The sequence below is a fragment of the Dyadobacter arcticus genome (genome assembly GCF_011762185.1).
GTDB classification, from domain to species: Bacteria; Bacteroidota; Bacteroidia; order Cytophagales; family Spirosomataceae; genus Dyadobacter; species Dyadobacter arcticus.
On the sequence record NZ_JAASQJ010000004.1, the window covers coordinates 142,050 to 160,859 of the forward strand.

Consider the following 18,810-nt stretch of genomic DNA (forward strand, 5'->3'; position numbering starts at 1 on the left):
ATGCCAAACGTGAGTAAGAAAACGGTTTTAAAATTACGGTAAATACCACAAAATCGATGACGCGTCATTATCTTTTTGATCATTCGCATCGAAACAAAAAGAGAGGCCCGCATCCAGGCCCCTCTTTAAACGATTTATTGGCAAATATATTTATTGGCTGATCGGTTTGATCCGCTCTGTTTTGATCATCAGATTTTTGCGAACTTTAAGATCATCCCTCAGCGATTTTCTGAACGTTTCCACCGTTTTGGAAGCGGCAACGCGCGATCCTGCTGATGCTGGAATGCCCATCACGTCCAATGCTTTTCTAAATAAAGTCTCGTTTTCATCCCCGAATGCCTTGTAAGGAACCGAGGAATCTTCGACAAAATAATCAGGTGTCATCCCATCAACCGTTCCATAATCCGATTCGCCATTTGCATTGGCCGTTTGTCCCAGCATTACATATGCTCCCCACTTCCAGCGGTCGAGGTCGTCACTGATAAGGGATCCGAACAGGTTTTTGCCCGCCGTATTTTCCCCGATGGTGACCACATTCATGTAAGGTTCTAAGCCATTAATCACTAATTCGCTAGCCGAGGCAGTGCTGTTTGAAGTCAGCACAAAAACGCGGCTTAGACTGCTGCCTACGTTGTTGGCCTCACTACGGAAATTGTAGTTTAACGCATCGACACCGTTGGTTTTTTGCCAATAAGCAATGTATTTGTCATTCCATTGCTCGGTGTAAAATGTCTTTGAAGTCGAAACATTCTTTCCAATCAGTGAAGCAAGTGTCTCGGCAGAACTAATATATCCTCCTGAATTAAAGCGTAAATCAAGTACCAGCTCATTCACGCTTTTGGCTTTGAAATCGGCAAATACCTGACGAAGTTCATTGTCATATCTGGCTTCGTCTGCACTGGTTCCTGGAACAAATTGGGTATAAACGAGATAGCCAATCGTCTTACCATAAGCCGACTTGGAAATTACGCTTGAAAATGCCACGGGATCCTCAGTAACTTCTGCTTTGGTAATCGAAACGGTTTTCGTAGTTGCAGATATAACTGTGCCCGCCAATGCACCCAGTGTAAAAGTTGCGGTTTCATTACCTCCAAGCAGCGTCGAATAATTGCTTTCGGTGAGCTGCGTTCCGTTTACTTTTAGAAGGATATCACCCCGTTTCAGGCCGGCCTTTTCGGCCGGACTGTCCTTTACCACATAATTTAAGAATATTCCAATGCTTGACTTACCGCTGTCGATGAAAGAAAGGGAATAGCTGAGCCCGAAAATTTTGCTGATGCCATTGAATTCATTTTGAAGCGCATCAATATCGTCCGTCACAGACGAAAAGCGGTCGACGGTCTCGCGATTGTATACTAATTTTTCGAAATAATCATAAGGCGCAATGGTTGAATCCAGACTTTCCCTGGCAGGCATATCCTTATACCAAAAGTACGCGTCATCCATAATCTCATACAGCCAGCCGTTAATCGCCTTATAATCAGTAGCAGTCGTAGAATCCTGCGTACTCTCGACACCAGGTTCAATTTCCTTATCCTTGCAACTCACTACCAACGCCGCAAAAACCAGGAAGTAAAGAAAACTTAACTTTTTAAAGTGTAACATAATTAGTCGGTTATTTAAATTCAGGTAAACGGCTGCGTCATATGCGAAATTTTGTTGGAATGTTGTTTAACGAATCATATTTACAATACGTATGTCGGGGTGGTAATGTGGCGGAGATGTGGAACAATTTTGAGTGGGACGAAAACTTACCCCAAAGGCTTAAAGAAGATTTTCCTTGTCTGCTTCCATAAATTCTTATCAGTAACTAACACTGCTTTCACCTTTGATAAAGGTGTTATTGGATAAACCAAACCTTCCTATTAGGCCTATCACAATTCAAAAGAAGGACTAAATCCCAGTCAACCCGCGGAAGAAATTCCGGGCAATCAAAGCATATTCAAAAGGATTAGCTTTTGAAGGATCTTGTTCGGCTTCCAGGACAATCCAGCCGTGGTAGTCACTTTCTTTGATTATGGCGAAAAGGGAAGGAAAATCAATGCAACCCTCCAGATCTCCTGGCACAGTAAACACGCCATTTTTTACGGCAGTAAGAAAGCTAAGTCTTTCGTCGTGAACTCTTTGCAGGACGTTTGGACGAACATCTTTTAAATGGATATGGGCAGTCCTGCCTATGTATTTTGCCAATGCGGCCACAGGATCTTCGCCTGCAAAGTAAAAGTGCCCGCAATCGTAATTTAGAAATACATTTTCAGCTTCCGTTTCATTGAGTAAGCGGTCGGTTTCTTCCATGGTTTGGATGCAGGTGCCCATATGGTGATGGAATGCCAACTTCATACCTCGGTCACGCGCGATTTTTCCCAATTCATTAAGTCCAAATGTAAAACTATCCCAGTCATCTTTGGAGTCGAGCATACCTTTACCTTCAAAAACAGGAACATTCATTTGACCCTGGCAGCTGTTTCCCGTTTCGCCACCTCCGATCACTTTCGCGCCCATCGTTTCCAGGAAATCCAACAATTCAGTGAAATTCTTCCGGTTTTCAGCAAAGGTTTTGGTGGTCAGTTCATAGCTGTTCCATTGGTTGCAAATCTGTAAACCCCTCAATTCCAATGCCTTTTTCAACACGTTGGTATCTCTTGGAAATTTGTTACCGACCTCGCATCCGGTAAACCCGGCCAAAGCCATTTCGGAAATGCATTGCTCAAAAGTATTGTCGCCGCCCAATTCAGGCATATCGTCATTGGTCCAGTTAATAGGAGCAACCCCAAGTCGTATGTTATCGAAGTTCATATTTTTAAAGTTAAGGGGGGAAAGGGAGGAAGGGGAGGAAGGGGAGGAAGGGGAGGAAGGGGAGGATGATTTTTTTTCCTCCTTCCTCCCTTTTTTCCCTTTCCTCCCTCTTCCCCCTTTATAAAAAAATCCGTTGCGTTTTCTTGTTTTCCGTATATGTTTCGAAAGCTTTTTGGACGGTGGGGGAGGTGGAGACTTCTGCCACGGGTACTTCCCACCAGGCGTGATAGCCTTTGACAGTTCGGTACAGGCTTGTTTCAATGTAAATAACGGTTACCCGGTCGCTGGTTTTTGATTGGGCAAGTGCTTCTTCCAGAGATTGCTGATCGGTGGCCCGTATCACATTGGCGCCTAAACTTTCCGCATTTTTCGCCAGATCAACAGGAAGGAAGTTTCCGGCCAATTGTCCTGAATTCTCATCCCGATATTTATACATGGTGCCAAAGCGTTCACCACCAATGCTTTCCGAAAGCCCGCCAATGCTGGCATAACCATTATTATTCAGAAGCAAAATTGTGAATCTCACCCCTTCCTGAATCGCCGTCACGATTTCGTGGTTGTTCATCAGGTAACCGCCGTCCCCGCAGATCACATATATTTCCCGGCTCGGGTCAGCAAGTTTTGCGCCCAATCCGGCGGCGATTTCGTAACCCATGCAGGAGTAACCGTATTCCAGGTGAAAGTTTTTTGGATCCGTAGCACGCCATAATTTATGCAAATCTCCCGGCGCACTTCCCGACGCATTGATCATCACATCGCGATCATCCATGAAAGTATTGAGTGTACCAATTACAATTGCCTGGTCGATTGGCGGCATGGTACCGTTTCCTTCTGCATAAATCTGCGTAACCTCATCATCCCAGGCTTTGTTTATCTCGGCAATGTGATGGCGATAAGCCGGTTCGACTTCATAGCTGCCCAATATTTGAGATAACTCTTCAAGAGATGCCTTCGCATCGCCAATTACTGGCAATGCTGCGTGTTTAAATGCATCAAACTCGCTGATATTTAGGTTGATAAACTTTACTTCCGGATTCTGGAAAATGGATTTGGAAGCGGTTGTGAAATCACTGTAACGTGTACCAATTCCAATTACGAGGTCGGCTTCATTGGCAATATCAATGGCGTATTTGGTGCCGGTAGCGCCAAGACCTCCAATGCTGTACGGCGCATCATATCTTACCGCTCCTTTTCCCGCAAACGTCTCACCAACCGGGATGCCTGTTTTGGTCGCAAAATCGTGCAATACGGCGCAAGCGTCACTGTAAATTGCACCGCCACCAGCCACAATAACAGGATTTTTAGCTGATTTTATCCATTCTGCGGCCTTCGTCAATGTCGCAAGATCAGGTCTGGGGCGACCAATATGCCAGACTCTTTTTTGAAATAATTCTTCGGGAAAATCATAAGCATGCGTTTGCACGTCCTGAGGCATGGATAAGGTAACTGTGCCCATTTCCGCCTGTGAAGTAAGCACGCGCATGACTTCTGGCAACGAGTAAATCAATTGCTCAGGCCGGTTTATGCGGTCCCAATATTTGGAAACGGGTTTGAAACAATCATTTACAGAGATATCCTGGGTCGAGGAACTTTCAAGTTGCTGCAAAACCGGATTTGGTTCGCGGGTGGCGAAGATATCTCCGGGTAAAAGCAAAACAGGCAATCGATTAATCGTCGCCAATGCTGCACCGGTGAGCATATTAGTTGCACCCGGACCGATGGAGCTGGTACAGACAAATGCGCCCAGCCTGTTTTTGACCTTTGCATAAGCTACCGCAGTATGCACCATCGATTGCTCGTTACGACATTGGAAGTAGCGAAAATCAGGGTTTTCCTGCAAAGCCTGACCTAGTCCCGCGACGTTTCCGTGTCCGAATATGCCAAAGCAGCCTCCAAAATAGGGTTGCTCTGTTCCGTCCCTTTCAATGAATTGGTTTTTAAGGAATAGGATTATAGCCTGCGCTACGGTAAGTCTTTTGGTCATGATTTATATTTATTAAATTCCTGCGCTTTGCCAGTGCAACCAAAGAGGTCGAACTTTTTGAGCATAAATTTTTTGTATTCTTCCATAAAGATCTTCCCTGGGGTAGTTGGCGCAAATTCGTCAGGCTTGTCCCTGAAAAATTCCCTGTTTACCATCGTCCAGAGTAAGCGGGTATCTGTGGCAATATTTATTTTGCATATACCCAGCGGAATCGCTTGCCTTATTTCGTCTTCCTGAACTCCTTTTGCATCGGTTTTCAATGTTCCACCGGCTGCATTGATCCTTTCCACTACTTCCGGAATAACATTGGAGCCACCATGCAACACCAGCGGAAAGCCGGGCAGGCGTTTTTGTATCTCTTCTAAAATTTGAAATTGCAATCCTTGTCCGCCTGAAAATTTGTAAGCACCATGGCTGGTGCCGACCGCAATCGCCAGACTATCGCAATCAGTCGCTTTCACAAAATCTTCTACTTGTTGTGGATTAGTATAAAATGAATGCGCAGCATCAACGGCCAAATCGTCTTCCACTCCCGCCAAAACGCCCAATTCGGCTTCTACACTGATGTTTTTTGCATGCGCACGGGTTACCACTTCGCGCGTTCTTTCAACATTTTTTTCAAATGGATCATGGGACGCGTCGATCATGACTGAGGTATAACCGCCTTTTTCAATGGCATCAAAAATATGCGCTTCGAAGCCATGATCCATATGGATTGCAAATGTAACATCCGGATAAATCCGAGAAGCAGCCCCGATCATCGACAGCAACATGTCAGCATTCGCGTAGTCTCTCGCAAAAGGCGTCGTTTGCACAATAAATGGCGCATTAGCTTCCTGAGCAGCGGAAAAAAGACCATGAATCTCTTCCATAAAAAACACATTCACAGCCGGAATAGCATAGCGGCTGTAACATTGGTGGAAGAGTTGGGTCGTTGTCAGGAGCATTTTCGTTTGAGCTTTTAGCTGTTAACTCCTACCTACCAAAACACCGTATAAAGTGCCGCAATCACTCCGCAGATCATGATTGATCCGATGACAAAGCTTCTGCCGGGACGGAACATAGATGCGTCTATTTCTAACCCTTTTGGGTTGTCTTTGCTATTGGGATCTGCCAATGTCATCACAATGATTACACCGCAGAGGATCAGAAATATGATTCCCATGCGATCCAGAAAAGGGATTTCAGGGGCAAGAAATTTACCAGCTGTGGACAATGGAATGGTTAACAATGCGGCGGTAAGTGCTGCTGCGGAAGTGGTCCGTTTCCAGAACATACCCAGAATGAAAATGGCAAATACACCAGGTGTGATAAAACTGCTGTATTCCTGAATAAACTGGTAGGCCTGATCCAGTACCCTTAGCTGCGGCGCAATCAGTACGGCTATTCCCATCGCAACGTAAATGGTATACCGACCCATTTTAACAAGTTGTTTTTCAGTGGACTGCGGCGCGATGTATTGTTTGTAGATATCCAGTGTAAAAATGGTTGCGATGCTGTTTGCTTTTCCGGCTAGGGACGCTACAATAGCCGCTGTAAGTGCGGCAAAGGCCATTCCTTTTAATCCGGCAGGCAATAAGTTGAGCAAAACAGGATAAGCGTGATCCGGTTTGACAACCCCGGCGACATCCAGCATCTCTTTTTGGAACATACCGTTTTGGTACAATACAAAAGCAGCGATTCCTGGAATAACCACGATAATTGGAATAAGTAATTTCAATAACGCAGCAAACAAAATCCCTTTTCTGGCTGTAGGTAAATCAGCACCCAAACTACGCTGGATAATGTATTGATTGCAGCCAAAATATGCCAGGTTATTAATCCACATTGCACCAATGATCACTGATAATCCCGGAAGATCTTTGTAAAAAGGGCTTTCCTTTGGCAATATCATATGAAAATGAGAATCAGCCTGATCGCGGAGCAAACCCAATGCATTAAAAATCCCGGGTGCGTTGAAATGTATGGAAACCAGATCCAAAGCCAGATAGGTCGTCACCAGGCCACCGGCGACAAGCACAATTACCTGCACCACGTCGGTATACCCAATGACCTTCATCCCCCCAATTGTAATGATCACTGCAAAAATGCCTAATCCGAAGATGGCATAATTGAAATCAATGCCAGCTGTCACTTCCAAGGCCAATGCACCCAGATAAAGGATAGAGGTTAGGTTTACAAAGACATAAAGCAAAAGCCAGAAAACGGCCATGATTGTTGCAACTGTCGGACTATACCTTTCCCGCAAAAATTGAGGCATGGTATAGATCTTATTTTTGAGATAAACCGGCAAAATAAATAATGCTACAACAATTAGTGAAGCGGCTGCCATCCATTCATAGGACGAAATCGCCAGCCCAATTGCAAACCCGGAGCCGGACATGCCGATAAAGTGTTCTGCGGAGATATTGGAAGCAATAATGGAAGCCCCGATTGCCCAGAAAGTCAGGGATCCTTCGGCAAGAAAATAGTCCGTTGAACTGACTTCCTTCGCGCTCTTTTTCTTATAAATCCAATAGCCATAAGCGGATACCCCAATCAGGTAAATAAAGAATACGACATAATCCAGTGACTGCAGACCGGTATTGGACATAAGGGGGACGGGTTAGGATGCTGTGGTTTGTGGTTGTTCGGAGTGGTTTGGTGTTGTCATTTGTTGTCAGGTATGGTCATTTGTTGTGGTTTGGAGTGGTTGTTAGGAATTGTTATTTATGGTTCGGTGTGGTTCGGAGTTGTTTTTGACTCGAACTTAAAATCTTCCATACATTAACAATGCATCGCGAAAGCTAGGTAAGAAAACAATACTTGACAAAAAATGACTACGCTTGACAATGCCGAACAACCTTTAACAATCCCAACAACCCCTTACCTCATTAGCCAAACATTCCCCTACCTAAACCGTTGCAAACTGCAAAATTTCATCCATTTTCACATTTCTGCCTTCGGTAAGGGATTTCTTCGCGGCAATACCGATTGCGGTGGCCATCAGCCCGTCGTGCGCATCTACCGGTGACGGTGTATCCTTCAGCACGCAGTCGATGAATGATTTCAAACAAACCCGAAAAGCAGTCTCATATCTCTCGAGGAAGAAATGCAGCGGCAGAGAACTGTGGCCGCCGTTTACATCAAAATGGATCAAGGTATCAGCCGTGTTGTTTTCTGCTTTTGCCATACCTTTTGAGCCAAATATTTCCAAACGCTGGTCATAACCGTAAACGGCCTTTCGGCTGTTGTCAATGACCCCAATTGCACCATTTTCAAAAGTCAAAACAATAACAGCCGTATCAATATCCCCGAATTCTTTGATCTCGGGATGGATTAGCGCGTCTCCTTTTACAAACACCTCCTTAACCTCGCTGCCAACAATGTAGCGGGCCATATCGAAGTCGTGAATGGACATATCAAGGAAGATACCACCGGAAGTTTTAAGGTATTCCACAGGCGGAGGCGCTGGGTCGCGGCTGGTAATGCGCAGGATATGCGGATCTCCTATTTTTTTGGTTTCCACCAATGCTCTCACATTAATAAAGTTAGCGTCAAAACGTCTGTTGAATCCCAACATGAGCTTGACCTGATTTTCACTAACCGCTTTTTCTGCTTCCTGTATTGCTTCCAGTGTCACGTCCAGAGGCTTTTCACAAAATACATGCTTCTTTTGTCTTGCTGCCGCTATCGTGTACGGAACGTGAAATGGGGTAGGGGAGCAAATGATAACCGCTTCAACATCAGGGTGATTAATCACATCATATGCGTCGGTGGTAATTTGCGCCACGCCCAGGTTATGCGCAAAAGCGTGTGAGGCCGCGGACAGATCGGACGCAATGATCACCTCCGCATCAGGCATATGGTGCACCAGGTTACTAAGGTGAATCTGACCTATCCGGCCGAGCCCAATTACACCGGTCTTAAGTTTTTTTGTCATTTGTTTGGGGAGATGATTTTTTTTAGCTAACAGCTAAAACTTTCTGTTCCATTCTTTAAGCCACCGCTCGATGACCACTTTTGTTTGAGTAAAGAATTCTATGGCGTGCTTGCCTTGTCCATGAAGGTCGCCGTAAAAGCTTTCTTTCCAGCCTGAAAAAGGGAATTGCGCTACCGGGGCGGCCACACCAATGTTGATTCCGATGTTACCTGCCTCAGCCTCGTGACGGAACTTTCGGGCGTTCAATCCGCTGCTGGTGAAGATGCAGGCCATGTTACCATACCTCCCTGAATTGATAAAACGGATGGCTTCATCAATGGTATTGATATGAACAAGACTCAGGACGGGACCGAAAATTTCGGTTGTAGCCAGTTCGCCATCAAGCGGAATGTCTTCGATAATAGTTGGTTGAATAAAGTTACCTCCCTCAAACCCGCTCACTTTTGTATTCCGTCCGTCTACCAGCACACGCCCGCCTTCGCTAATTCCTTTGCTGATCAACGACTCGACGCGGGTTTTACTGTCTGCCGTGATCACAGGGCCCATTAAAACATCGCTTTCCAAGCCAAACCCGGTTTTTCTGTTCTTAGCGGATTCTACCAAACTATCAGTAATATCCTTGTGCTCGCCCACGGTAATGATGGTGGATGCCGCAAGACAACGTTGCCCCGCGCAGCCGAAAACACTGTCGATCACAATCTGGGATGTCATTTCGATATCGGCATCTGGCAGCACAATTACCGGATTTTTCGCCCCGCCCTGCGCCTGGACGCGTTTGCCGTTTGCTGCACCTTTGGAATATACATATCGCGCCACATTGGAAGAGCCTACGAAGCTAATTCCTTTAATAACAGGGTGTTCCAAAATTGCGTCAACCACTTCGCGAGCGCCATGTACCAGGTTCAATACCCCTTTTGGCAGATCAAGCTGTTCCATCAGCTTAACCACTTTTGCCATTGTAAGCGGCACTTTTTCGGAAGGCTTAATGATATAGCTGTTTCCACAAGCCAATGCATAAGGCAAAAACCAGAAAGTGATCATGCCTGGAAAGTTGAAAGGCGCAATGCATGCGCAAACCCCAAGCGGCTGTCGGATCATGTATTCATCGATACCTTTTGCAATATCTTCCGAAAATTCACCCTGGATTAATGTTGGTGTTCCGCAGGCATTTTCAACATTCTCAATCGCCCTGGTCATTTCGGCTTTGGCCTCCAAAAATGTCTTTCCCGATTCCAACACGATGGTTCTGGCAATGTCGTCGAGGTTGTCTTCCAATATGGTTTTTAACTTAAACAGATATTGTACCCGCTTCGAAACAGGTGTATTTCTCCATTCCTGAAACCCTGAAACCGCCGCCTCAGCCGCGTCTGACAAATCTTGTCGATTGCCATACGGCACCAATGCCAGTACTTCCTGACTTGCGGGGTTTAAAACATTTTCAAAATGATCGGAATGGCTGTCCACCCACTGGCCGTTGATATAATTTTTTAATTTCTCCATTTACTTATTTTTATTTTTTTGTTTTTCAGACTTGCCAAGTCTTTAAGACTTTGCAAGTCTACCTACAACCCACCGTAACCTTCAACAAACGCCATAACCTCATCATAAGTCGGCATGAAATTTGCGCAGCCTTCGCGGGTTACGATGATCGCGCCGCAGGCATTGCCCATTCTCACACATTTATGAAGCTCCCAATTATTTAATAATCCATAAGAGAACCCTGCACAAAATGCATCACCTGCTCCCAATACATTCAAAACCTCAACAGGGAAACCAGGAACTTTGACCTCCTCTTTTCCCCGCTGGAAAATAGAAGCACCTTCCTTTCCTCTTTTAACAACCAATGTATCTATACCCGAAGCAAGGATTTCCTGGATTGCGTTTTCAATGTTTCCGCGTATTTCGGGGGCCGATATCTGTTGATGTTTGATCAACAGCTGATCCTTGTCGATCAGGAACGTGGCCAGGATCTCTTCTTCTGTTCCCACTACAATGTTGAAACTACTTAGGGCGGCGCGAATTGTTATTCCAAATGCCCTCGGATCAAACCATTGGTCGGCACGGAAATCGATATCCAGAAGCCGGATTACATCATTTTTCTTGGCGAGTTCCAATGCAAAGAACATAGCAGTGCGGCTCGGATCTTTACTGAATGCGGTTCCCGAAAATGCAGCTGCTTTGAAATCCCCGAAAGGAATCGCCGAAACGTGGTCTATATTCAGATTGATATCGGCACAATTTTCGCGGTAGTAAACCAGCGGGAAACGATCGGGAGGCTCAATGCCCAAAACAACCGCAGAACTTCTGGTGCCTTCGATGGTTGGCACCCATTCAGTGATAATCCCTTCTTTATCCAGGAAATGTTTGATAAAATTACCAACCTGATCATTGCCTATTCCCGTTAAAATCGCGGTTTCCAATCCAAGTCTGCGGCTTCCGGTAGCGATGTTCAAAGGACAGCCGCCAACAAACGCGTTAAAAGCCTTTATCTCTTCAAAAGCGCTACCTACATTGGCCGAATAAAGATCAATGGAAGAGCGGCCGAGGGTAAGTAAGTCGTATTTTTTCATGGGGGAAGCTGTTGCTGAGAGCTGTTAGCTTTTAGCTTTTAGCTGTTAGCTTTTTTTAATATTATAGTTTATGATAAACTTTCGAGAAATGAAGTAGCTAAAAGCTCCATAGCCTTCACACATTCATTTTAGCCGTCACGATTGGTAGCCTTGGATCTGATCCTTTCCAGGTTCCGTAAATCCAGTCGTGGTCCGGATCGGAGGTGTTTGCGAGTGATTGGTCGCTTCCTGCCAGAAAATTCAGATAATAAACATGGTAACCATGGCCAGCAACCACGGGATGATAGCCTTTTGGTACAAGGACTGCCTCATTATTTTTAACCCTGACGATTTCATCAAGCGAACGGTCGTCGGTATAAACCTGCTGAATGGCGTAACCTTGGGGTTTATCGATTTTATAAAAATATATTTCTTCAAGATTGGCTTCGATCAGTGTGCCGTCGGAAGCAACTTTGCGGTCGTCATGTTTGTGGGCAGGGAAGGAACTCCAGTTGCCGGATGGCGTGTAAACTTCAACACAAACAATTTTATGACAATCAAAACCGGGTTCCAATAAGCTGTTAATTTGGCGATTGGCATTGTCGCCGCCACGGTATTCGATGGCTGCTTCTTCCGGGTGTTTCATTCTCGGCGGGTGATCTTCGTCAGATGCTACTTTGCAGATCGCAATGTCAGTACTGGGTGATTGGGCAGTTAATGTGAAATTAGTATTTCTTGAAAGGTACATCGCGTGGCCAATTCCGCTGAAAACATCTTTTCTGCCATTTCGCGTTTCCCAGGTTTGACCGGCAGCCTCGACTTTGAAATTGCCGCCAAGCAAAACAATGCAGTATTCATGTTCCCCTGTGTTATCCGAAATTTGTTCGTTAACATCCAGTATTTTAGCCTCAAAGTTTAAATAAGTCCAGCCTGCCTGTTCGGCCGTAAGCGAGTGGTAAGTCTTATCGTTGGCCCTGGGTTTAATCAGCAAGTCGCTCATTGAGGTCGGATCAAATACATTTGCACAATGATAGTGTTGTATAAATTAAATACAAAATGTAAATATGTTTATATCTAATGCAAACGTTTGAAAAAATTTATAAGATTTAATTGCTATAATTCAACAAATGAATTCTTCCCGCCCCGTTACCATTAAAGACATTGCACGCCGTTTCCGGTGTTCTCCTTCCACCGTATCGAGGGCTTTGAACGACCATCCTGCTATTAATGAAGACACCCGAAAAAACATTCAGGAATATGCAAAAGAGGTAGGTTATCAGCGCAATGAAGTCTCTTTGAGCCTGTTGAATAAGAAAACCGCCTCGCTTGGGGTGGTGGTACCGACGATCAGCAATTATTACGAAACGGCGGTCATTGAAGGCCTTCATACGGCGCTTCAACCGCTTGGTTACACCCTGAATATTTGTGTAACGAACGAAAATTATCTGCTTGAAAAGGAATATCTCTCCAAATTGCTTTCAAACCGAACGGAAGGGATTTTTTTATCCGTATCCCAGGAGACCTATGACTCAGGCTATTACGAGCATCTGGAAAGTGTAATCCAGCGAAAAACGCCTTTGATTTTTATTGACAGGGAATATGAGGATTTTGAAACGAGCCGGGCGACCGTGGATGATTATCATGGCGCATTCGCCGCGGTGGAACATCTGATCAACATTGGCTACAAAGAAATCGCACATTTGAAAGGGCCAAACGGCCTTACCGTTTCCGAACAGCGATTTAAGGGCTATGTAGATTGTTTGAAAAAATACGATATGCCAGTTAGGGATGAATTGATCATTAACACCAATTTCAAAGTCGAAAGCGCGATTGTACCGACCAAGCGATTGCTGGAAATGGCATCACCGCCCGATGCGATTTTTGGTGCAAATGACCAGGTTGCAATTGGCGCGATGCGTGTTGTGAAAGATAAAAACCTCAAAATACCCCAGGATGTTGGTCTTATCGGGTTCGATAATTCTCCGATTTCAGCTTACACTTTTCCATCTTTAACAACTGTGAGTAGGCCTGGCCGGAAAATCGGCATGGAAGCCTCCCGGCTATTCATGAACCAGATCAATGGTTCCGAGGATTTTCTGCACGAAAGCATTGTGCTGCCCTCGGAGTTGGTGATACGGGAATCGTCGCTGCGGATTTAATCTTTAACTTCCCTTTGAAATGCTTAATTTCGTAAATGGAACAAATGGAAGTTAGTACCAAGGAGTCGGACCGTTTTATTGGTCTTCAGGCTGGGGCAGCACAATTCAGGGTATCGGCAATTGGCGAGGACAAATGCAATCTTTCTTCTTATAATCGCCGTGATTATTTCAAAGTAAGCTTAATTCTCAAAGGTTCCAGTGAACTGATGTATGCCAACCGGGGCATTGAAATCAACGGACCCGCGTTGGTATTTACAACTCCGATCGTGCCCTATTCCTGGGAAGGAACGGGCGAATTGCCCGTTGGGTACTTTTGCCTGTTTGATAACGAATTCCTGCACACGGGCGGACGTATGGAAAGTCTTCAGGAATCCAGTTTATTCAAGGTGGGCGGCGATCCGGTGTATTTTCTTGATCAAGATCAGGCCGGATACCTGGAGTCTATTTTTGCCAGAATGCGTCTAGAAGTGGACACGGACTACCTTTATAAGTATGATATCATCCGCAATCAGCTCAATCTGATCATTCACGAGGCTATCAAAATGCAGCCCGCGGTCGCCTATTTTACTCCTCCCAATGCCGCCGCTCGCATTGCAAAACTCTTCCTGGATTTACTAGAAAGGCAATTTCCGGTAGATTCTCCCCGCAACACTGTCGCATTCAAAAAGGCTGGGGATTATGCAAATCAATTGTCTGTGCATGTAAACCATTTGAACGCTGCTGTTCAGGAAATTACCGGCAAGTCCACCACTACGCATATCAATGAACGGATCGTAGTAGAGGCGAAGTCTTTACTGATTTACACTGACTGGAGTGTGGCTGACATCGCTTTCAGCCTGGGTTTCGAATATGCTTCCTATTTTAATAATTTCTTCAAGAAACATGCCGAATTGACTCCGCTGGCTTTTCGCAGAGTACTTTGAAAACTATAATTAATGCTTTGAAAGGTTTAGCGGTGAAGTAACAGCCTGTTCCTAATTTTGCTAATATAAACAACAAACATGAGCAAAATGAAAAGGATCAATTTAGGAAGTCAGGGTCTTGAAGTGCCGGTCGAAGGGCTGGGTTGCATGGGGATGACTACCATTGCAGGCGGGGACATTTACGGAAAGGCAAATGAAGAAGAATCCATCGCGACTATTCATCGCGCTTTGGAACTAGGTATTAATTTCCTGGATACTGCCGACCTGTACGGGCCGTTGCTGAACGAACGCCTGATTGCAAAAGCAATCAAAGGAGACAGGGAAAAATATACGATCGCGACCAAATTTGGCTTCAAAATCGACGATAACGAGCAGCTAACCTGGGGTTTCAATGGAAAACCTGGGTATGTGAAAAAGTCGATAGACCGTTCGTTAAAAAATTTAGGTACGGATTACGTTGATCTATACTATCTCCACCGCCTCGATCCCGCGACCCCAATTGAAGAGACTGTGGGTGCAATGAGTGATCTTGTAACATCGGGCAAAGTGCGTTATATCGGACTTTCGGAAGTTTCCGGCGAGACGATTCGGAAAGCACATCAGGTCCACCCCATTTCAGCGGTGCAAACAGAGTATTCCCTTTTCGAGCGTGAACCTGAAACCAATGGTATTTTGGATGTTTTGAAAGAATTGGGCATTGGATTTGTGGCTTACTCTCCGCTGGGAAGGGGATTTATCACTGGGGAATTGAAAAGTCCTGACGATTTTGCTGAAGACGATTTCAGGAGACAGATCCCCCGCTATCAAGGCGAGAATTTTTATAAAAACCTTGATCTTTTGAAACAGATCCAGGCAATGGCTGAAAATAAAGGAATAACGCCTTCGCAGCTGGCATTGGCTTGGGTAATATCCAATGGTGTAGTCGCGATCCCAGGCACAAAGCGCATTAAATACATTGAAGAAAACGCTGCTGCTGCTGATATTGTGCTGACTTCGGAAGAAAAGGCGAAGTTGGAATCTATTATTCCAGTGGGCGTTACGGCAGGAACACGTTATGATGCACAGCAGATGCAGTCTGTAAATGTGTAGACGTCTGGCTTAGGCCAATGATTTATCTAATTGTTTTGGTGTGCGGCATCCGGTATTTCATATCAGATGCCGTTTTTTTTTACTGAAAAAATATTTTTAAATATCCGTTACCGATTGATATAGGTGACGTCTAATAAAATAAACAGAGTTGCACCATAGTAACTTTTAAGTTACCTTTATCATGAGGAAAATTAGAGAAGTTGTTGCATACAAACATTATTTTGATGAGTTTGTCAAACAACAGCCAAAGGAAGTAAGGCGCAAAATTTATAGAGTTATTGAAGCAATTGAGACATTGCAGCATATTCCATCCACATTTATCAAACATTTGCAGGGAACAAAAGGACTTTACGAGGCTAGAATAATGCTAGGCTCCAATATTTGGAGAGTATTTTGCTTTTTTGATGATGACAAAGTTGTAATCCTTCTTAACGGATTTCAGAAAAAAACTGAACGAACCCCTAAAAGAGAAATCGAACGAGCTTTAAGGCTGATGATAGAATATTTAGAAGCTAAACGTAACGATAATGGATATTAAAAGTTGGAGTCAAATAAAAGACGAAGTTTACGGTGTTAAAGGAACCGAAGAAAGAGATCTTCTTGATAGAGAATTTGAAAGTTTCAAGATTGGATTACTTTTAAGACAAGCGCGTGAAAATAAGGCACTTACTCAGGCACAGTTGGGTGAGATCATCAATAAGAAAAGAGAATATATTTCTCGAGTTGAAAATGACGGGAGCAATCTGACTTTAAAAACACTTTATGAAATTGTTGAGAAAGGACTTGGAGGAAAAGTGAAGATTGAACTGGAGTTTTAAGTCCTACACATCCTGCCTCAAAACCTCCAAAGGCGGCCTTGACAAAATGCCCCGGCTATTGACTAATCCGATGAAGACGGTCATCAGGGATACAAATAGAAATACGCCGATAACCGGTAGGATTTCTGGCTTGAATTCGGCATCGAAACTGAACTTTGCGAGAGACCAGCTTCCGGCGGCCGCTATGAGGATTCCGGTAAATGCTGCCAATGATCCCAGGAAGAAATATTCTAATGCTGTGATGGCAAATATCTGTTTCCGGCTTGCGCCAAGCGTTCTGAGCAAAACACTTTCCTGCAATCGCTGGTACTTGCTGATCAGTACAGAGGAAATCAAAACAATGAGGCCGGTAAGTATGCTGAAACCAGCCATGAAACGGATCACAAATCCTATTTTATTGAAGATATCATCTAACAAGCGTAAAACCAATGCAAGGTCAATGATGGCAATGTTAGGAAACCTGCGCACAATCGCCTGCTGAAATGTGGCGGAAACTTGTGGATTAGGAACATGGGTCAGCATCGCATGAAACTGGGGCGCATCCTCTAAAACTCCAATTGGGAAAACCACCAAAAAATTGGTCTGAACCTCGCCCCAGTTGACTTCTCGGAAACTGGATGCAGTTGTTGTCATTAATGTTCCCTGCACATTGAAAACTAATGTATCCCCCAACTTAATCCTGCTTCTGTCCGCAAAACCTTCTTCCAGGGAAATGGGAATAAGACCGGCCGATTTGTTGTAAACCCCCTGCCATTTTCCTTTGGTGATCTTTTCAGAGGAGGTTGTAGAATCTCTGAAGGTAACTCTGTATTCTCTGCCGAAGATGCGCCTTGACTGTTCTGCTGTGCTATCTCCTTCGAAATCTGCTGCTGTTTTTCCATTCACCTCTTCCAGCCGCATGTTCACAATCGCAACGCTCTGGTTAACAGGCACTCCCTGGGCTTTGGCGATTTCTAGTATGCCTTCCTTCTGGCTTCCCTGAATGTCAAAAAGTACAATATTAGGCTGATTTCCGCTGGTAGATAACCTCACTCTTTCGAGCAGGATTGTCTGGATAAAAAATAATGTACAGATCAGCGAAGTGCCGAGTCCGATGGAGACAATCAGGATGGAAGTTTGGTTATTGGGGCGATATAAATTAGCCAGTCCCTGTCTCCACAGATAACTCCATGAAGTGGGAAAGAACTTGCGCACCAGCCAGGTAAGCAGTATCGCAATGCCATAGAGCACCAAAAATGCCCCGAGTATGCTGATGGTGAAAATTAAAGCCTCTATCCAGGTCCTCATTTGCAAAAATGCGAAGCCGAAAATGAATAGTACTATTAAAAAGTATAAACCCCACGTAACTGGGTCGCGTTCCAGCTTGACGGGATCAGAAGATACTCTTAAAACATTCAGTGGTGAAACCCTGCGGATGGATAGCAACGGGGGCAAAGCAAAAAGTACGGATATAAGAACGCCGATAGCAAGCCCTTGTCCAATAGCCAGCCACGAAATATTGGTAGTGAGTTCAAATGGCAACAGGTCTTTAATAACGATCGGTAAGAACTGCTGAATCGCTGTTCCCAGCAAAGCGCCAAAAACGGAGCCAATGATGCCGATTCCAATGATCTGAATCAGATAAATCATAAATGCCTGACTTCCTTTCAGACCTAAACATCTGAGGATCGCAATCGAATTGAGTTTTTCACGGATGTAGATGTGAATGGCGCTCGCTACGCCAATGCAGCCCAGCAGCAATGCCACAAAACCGACCAACGCCAGAAACCGGGTCAGATCCTGAAACGAGCGTCCGGTGTCTTCTTTTTGTTCCTGGACCGTATTATAGTCGAGATCATATTTTTCAAAGCGTGGTTCCAGTCTTTTAACCAAAGCCTCTACATCGGTTTTTACAGGGAATTTAAAATAATACCTGTAAGCGATCCGACTTCCTTTTTGCATCAGGCCAGTTTGATCAAGGTAACGCATTGGAATGTAGACCGTTGGCGCAACAGAACTGGTAATGCCAGTTGAGCCCGGCGCTTTCTCCAAAATCCCCGCAATCAGAAAGGTAACCCGACCAATTTTGATCGAATCGCCTACTTCTGCCTGGTATTGCAGCATTAATGTTTGGTCCACCAATGCCTCTCTCCCTGCACGGAAGGTATTTTCTGCGCTAACCGGAATGGTTTCGAACTTTCCGTAGTAGGGGAAATCTCCTGAAATCGCTTTTACTTGTGCCAACCGATTACCCCCGTTTCTTGCAAAATAAACCATGGATGCAAAGCTCCGCTCCTCTGACCGATTCTTACCCAATGAATCAACCAGTTCCTTGGCTTTGCCATCGACAGCACGATTTCCATACAATGCCAAATCCGCGCCAATAAGCGTAGCCGCCTGACTATCAATATTTTCTTTGAGGTTATCGCCCAGTGAATAAATCGCTACGAGCGCAGCGATCCCCAGAATAATGGAGGATATAAAGAGTACGAGTCGGGAGCGGTTCTTGCGACTATCGCGCCACGCCATTTTTAACAACCAGGATGTATTTATATTATTTCGCATATCGATGTGGGGGTTAGACTTGCCAA

General features: G+C 44.8%; 15 protein-coding genes. 5 read left to right on the top strand and 10 right to left on the bottom strand.

The features are described 5' to 3' along the window. Window positions 1-150: 150 nt before the first annotated feature. The 9 genes from FHS68_RS19465 to iolB form a co-directional block, all read right to left on the bottom strand. Window positions 151-1,605 (bottom strand): S41 family peptidase, encoded by a 1,455-nt coding sequence (locus tag FHS68_RS19465; protein WP_167273708.1) that lies wholly within the window; start codon window positions 1,603-1,605, stop codon window positions 151-153. Window positions 1,606-1,893: 288 nt separating this feature from the next. Further along, on the bottom strand, window positions 1,894-2,796 hold the full coding sequence (gene iolE, locus FHS68_RS19470; RefSeq protein WP_167273710.1) for a myo-inosose-2 dehydratase: 903 nt from the start codon (window positions 2,794-2,796) through the stop codon (window positions 1,894-1,896). A 118-nt stretch (window positions 2,797-2,914) separates the two neighbouring features. Then, a complete protein-coding gene (gene iolD, locus FHS68_RS19475; RefSeq protein WP_167273713.1) occupies window positions 2,915-4,780 on the bottom strand; it encodes a 3D-(3,5/4)-trihydroxycyclohexane-1,2-dione acylhydrolase (decyclizing) in 1,866 nt (621 codons plus the stop codon). After that, the gene (locus FHS68_RS19480) at window positions 4,777-5,727 is read right to left on the bottom strand and encodes a class II fructose-bisphosphate aldolase (RefSeq protein WP_167273715.1); all 951 of its coding nucleotides are present in this window, start codon (window positions 5,725-5,727) and stop codon (window positions 4,777-4,779) included. Before FHS68_RS19480 ends, iolD begins: the two co-directional genes overlap by 4 nt. 32 nt (window positions 5,728-5,759) lie before the next feature. Then, on the bottom strand, window positions 5,760-7,373 hold the full coding sequence (locus tag FHS68_RS19485) for a sodium:solute symporter family transporter (RefSeq protein ID WP_167273718.1): 1,614 nt from the start codon (window positions 7,371-7,373) through the stop codon (window positions 5,760-5,762). Between the two features lie 300 nt (window positions 7,374-7,673). Further along, complete coding sequence (iolG, locus tag FHS68_RS19490) at window positions 7,674-8,702, bottom strand: inositol 2-dehydrogenase (RefSeq protein WP_167273721.1); 1,029 nt, start codon at window positions 8,700-8,702, stop codon at window positions 7,674-7,676. 33 nt (window positions 8,703-8,735) lie between these two features. Then, on the bottom strand, window positions 8,736-10,202 hold the full coding sequence (locus FHS68_RS19495) for a CoA-acylating methylmalonate-semialdehyde dehydrogenase (protein WP_167273723.1): 1,467 nt from the start codon (window positions 10,200-10,202) through the stop codon (window positions 8,736-8,738). Between the two features lie 62 nt (window positions 10,203-10,264). After that, window positions 10,265-11,272, bottom strand: coding sequence for a 5-dehydro-2-deoxygluconokinase (gene iolC, locus FHS68_RS19500; protein ID WP_167273726.1), 1,008 nt, complete (start codon window positions 11,270-11,272; stop codon window positions 10,265-10,267). Between the two features lie 115 nt (window positions 11,273-11,387). Next, window positions 11,388-12,251 (bottom strand): 5-deoxy-glucuronate isomerase, encoded by an 864-nt coding sequence (iolB, locus tag FHS68_RS19505; protein ID WP_167273729.1) that lies wholly within the window; start codon window positions 12,249-12,251, stop codon window positions 11,388-11,390. 127 nt (window positions 12,252-12,378) lie between these two features. Between iolB and FHS68_RS19510 the strand changes: the two genes are divergently transcribed. From FHS68_RS19510 to FHS68_RS19530, 5 genes are all read left to right on the top strand, one after another. Then, entirely contained in the window at window positions 12,379-13,410 is a 1,032-nt protein-coding gene (locus FHS68_RS19510; protein WP_167273732.1) for a LacI family DNA-binding transcriptional regulator, read from the top strand. A gap of 44 nt (window positions 13,411-13,454) precedes the next feature. Then, entirely contained in the window at window positions 13,455-14,333 is an 879-nt protein-coding gene (locus FHS68_RS19515; RefSeq protein WP_167273735.1) for a helix-turn-helix domain-containing protein, read from the top strand. An 87-nt stretch (window positions 14,334-14,420) separates the two neighbouring features. Beyond that, complete coding sequence (locus FHS68_RS19520) at window positions 14,421-15,422, top strand: aldo/keto reductase (protein WP_310588608.1); 1,002 nt, start codon at window positions 14,421-14,423, stop codon at window positions 15,420-15,422. Window positions 15,423-15,603: 181 nt separating this feature from the next. Beyond that, entirely contained in the window at window positions 15,604-15,960 is a 357-nt protein-coding gene (locus FHS68_RS19525; RefSeq protein WP_167273741.1) for a type II toxin-antitoxin system RelE/ParE family toxin, read from the top strand. Then, a complete protein-coding gene (locus FHS68_RS19530) occupies window positions 15,950-16,240 on the top strand; it encodes a helix-turn-helix domain-containing protein (RefSeq protein WP_167273744.1) in 291 nt (96 codons plus the stop codon). Before FHS68_RS19525 ends, FHS68_RS19530 begins: the two co-directional genes overlap by 11 nt. Window positions 16,241-16,243: 3 nt before the next feature. Here the strand turns inward: FHS68_RS19530 and FHS68_RS19535 are convergent, their stop codons facing one another. After that, window positions 16,244-18,784 carry an ABC transporter permease gene (locus tag FHS68_RS19535; protein ID WP_167273747.1) on the bottom strand — a complete coding sequence of 847 codons (2,541 nt, stop codon included), beginning with the start codon at window positions 18,782-18,784 and terminating at the stop codon, window positions 16,244-16,246. Between the last annotated feature and the right edge of the window lie 26 nt (window positions 18,785-18,810).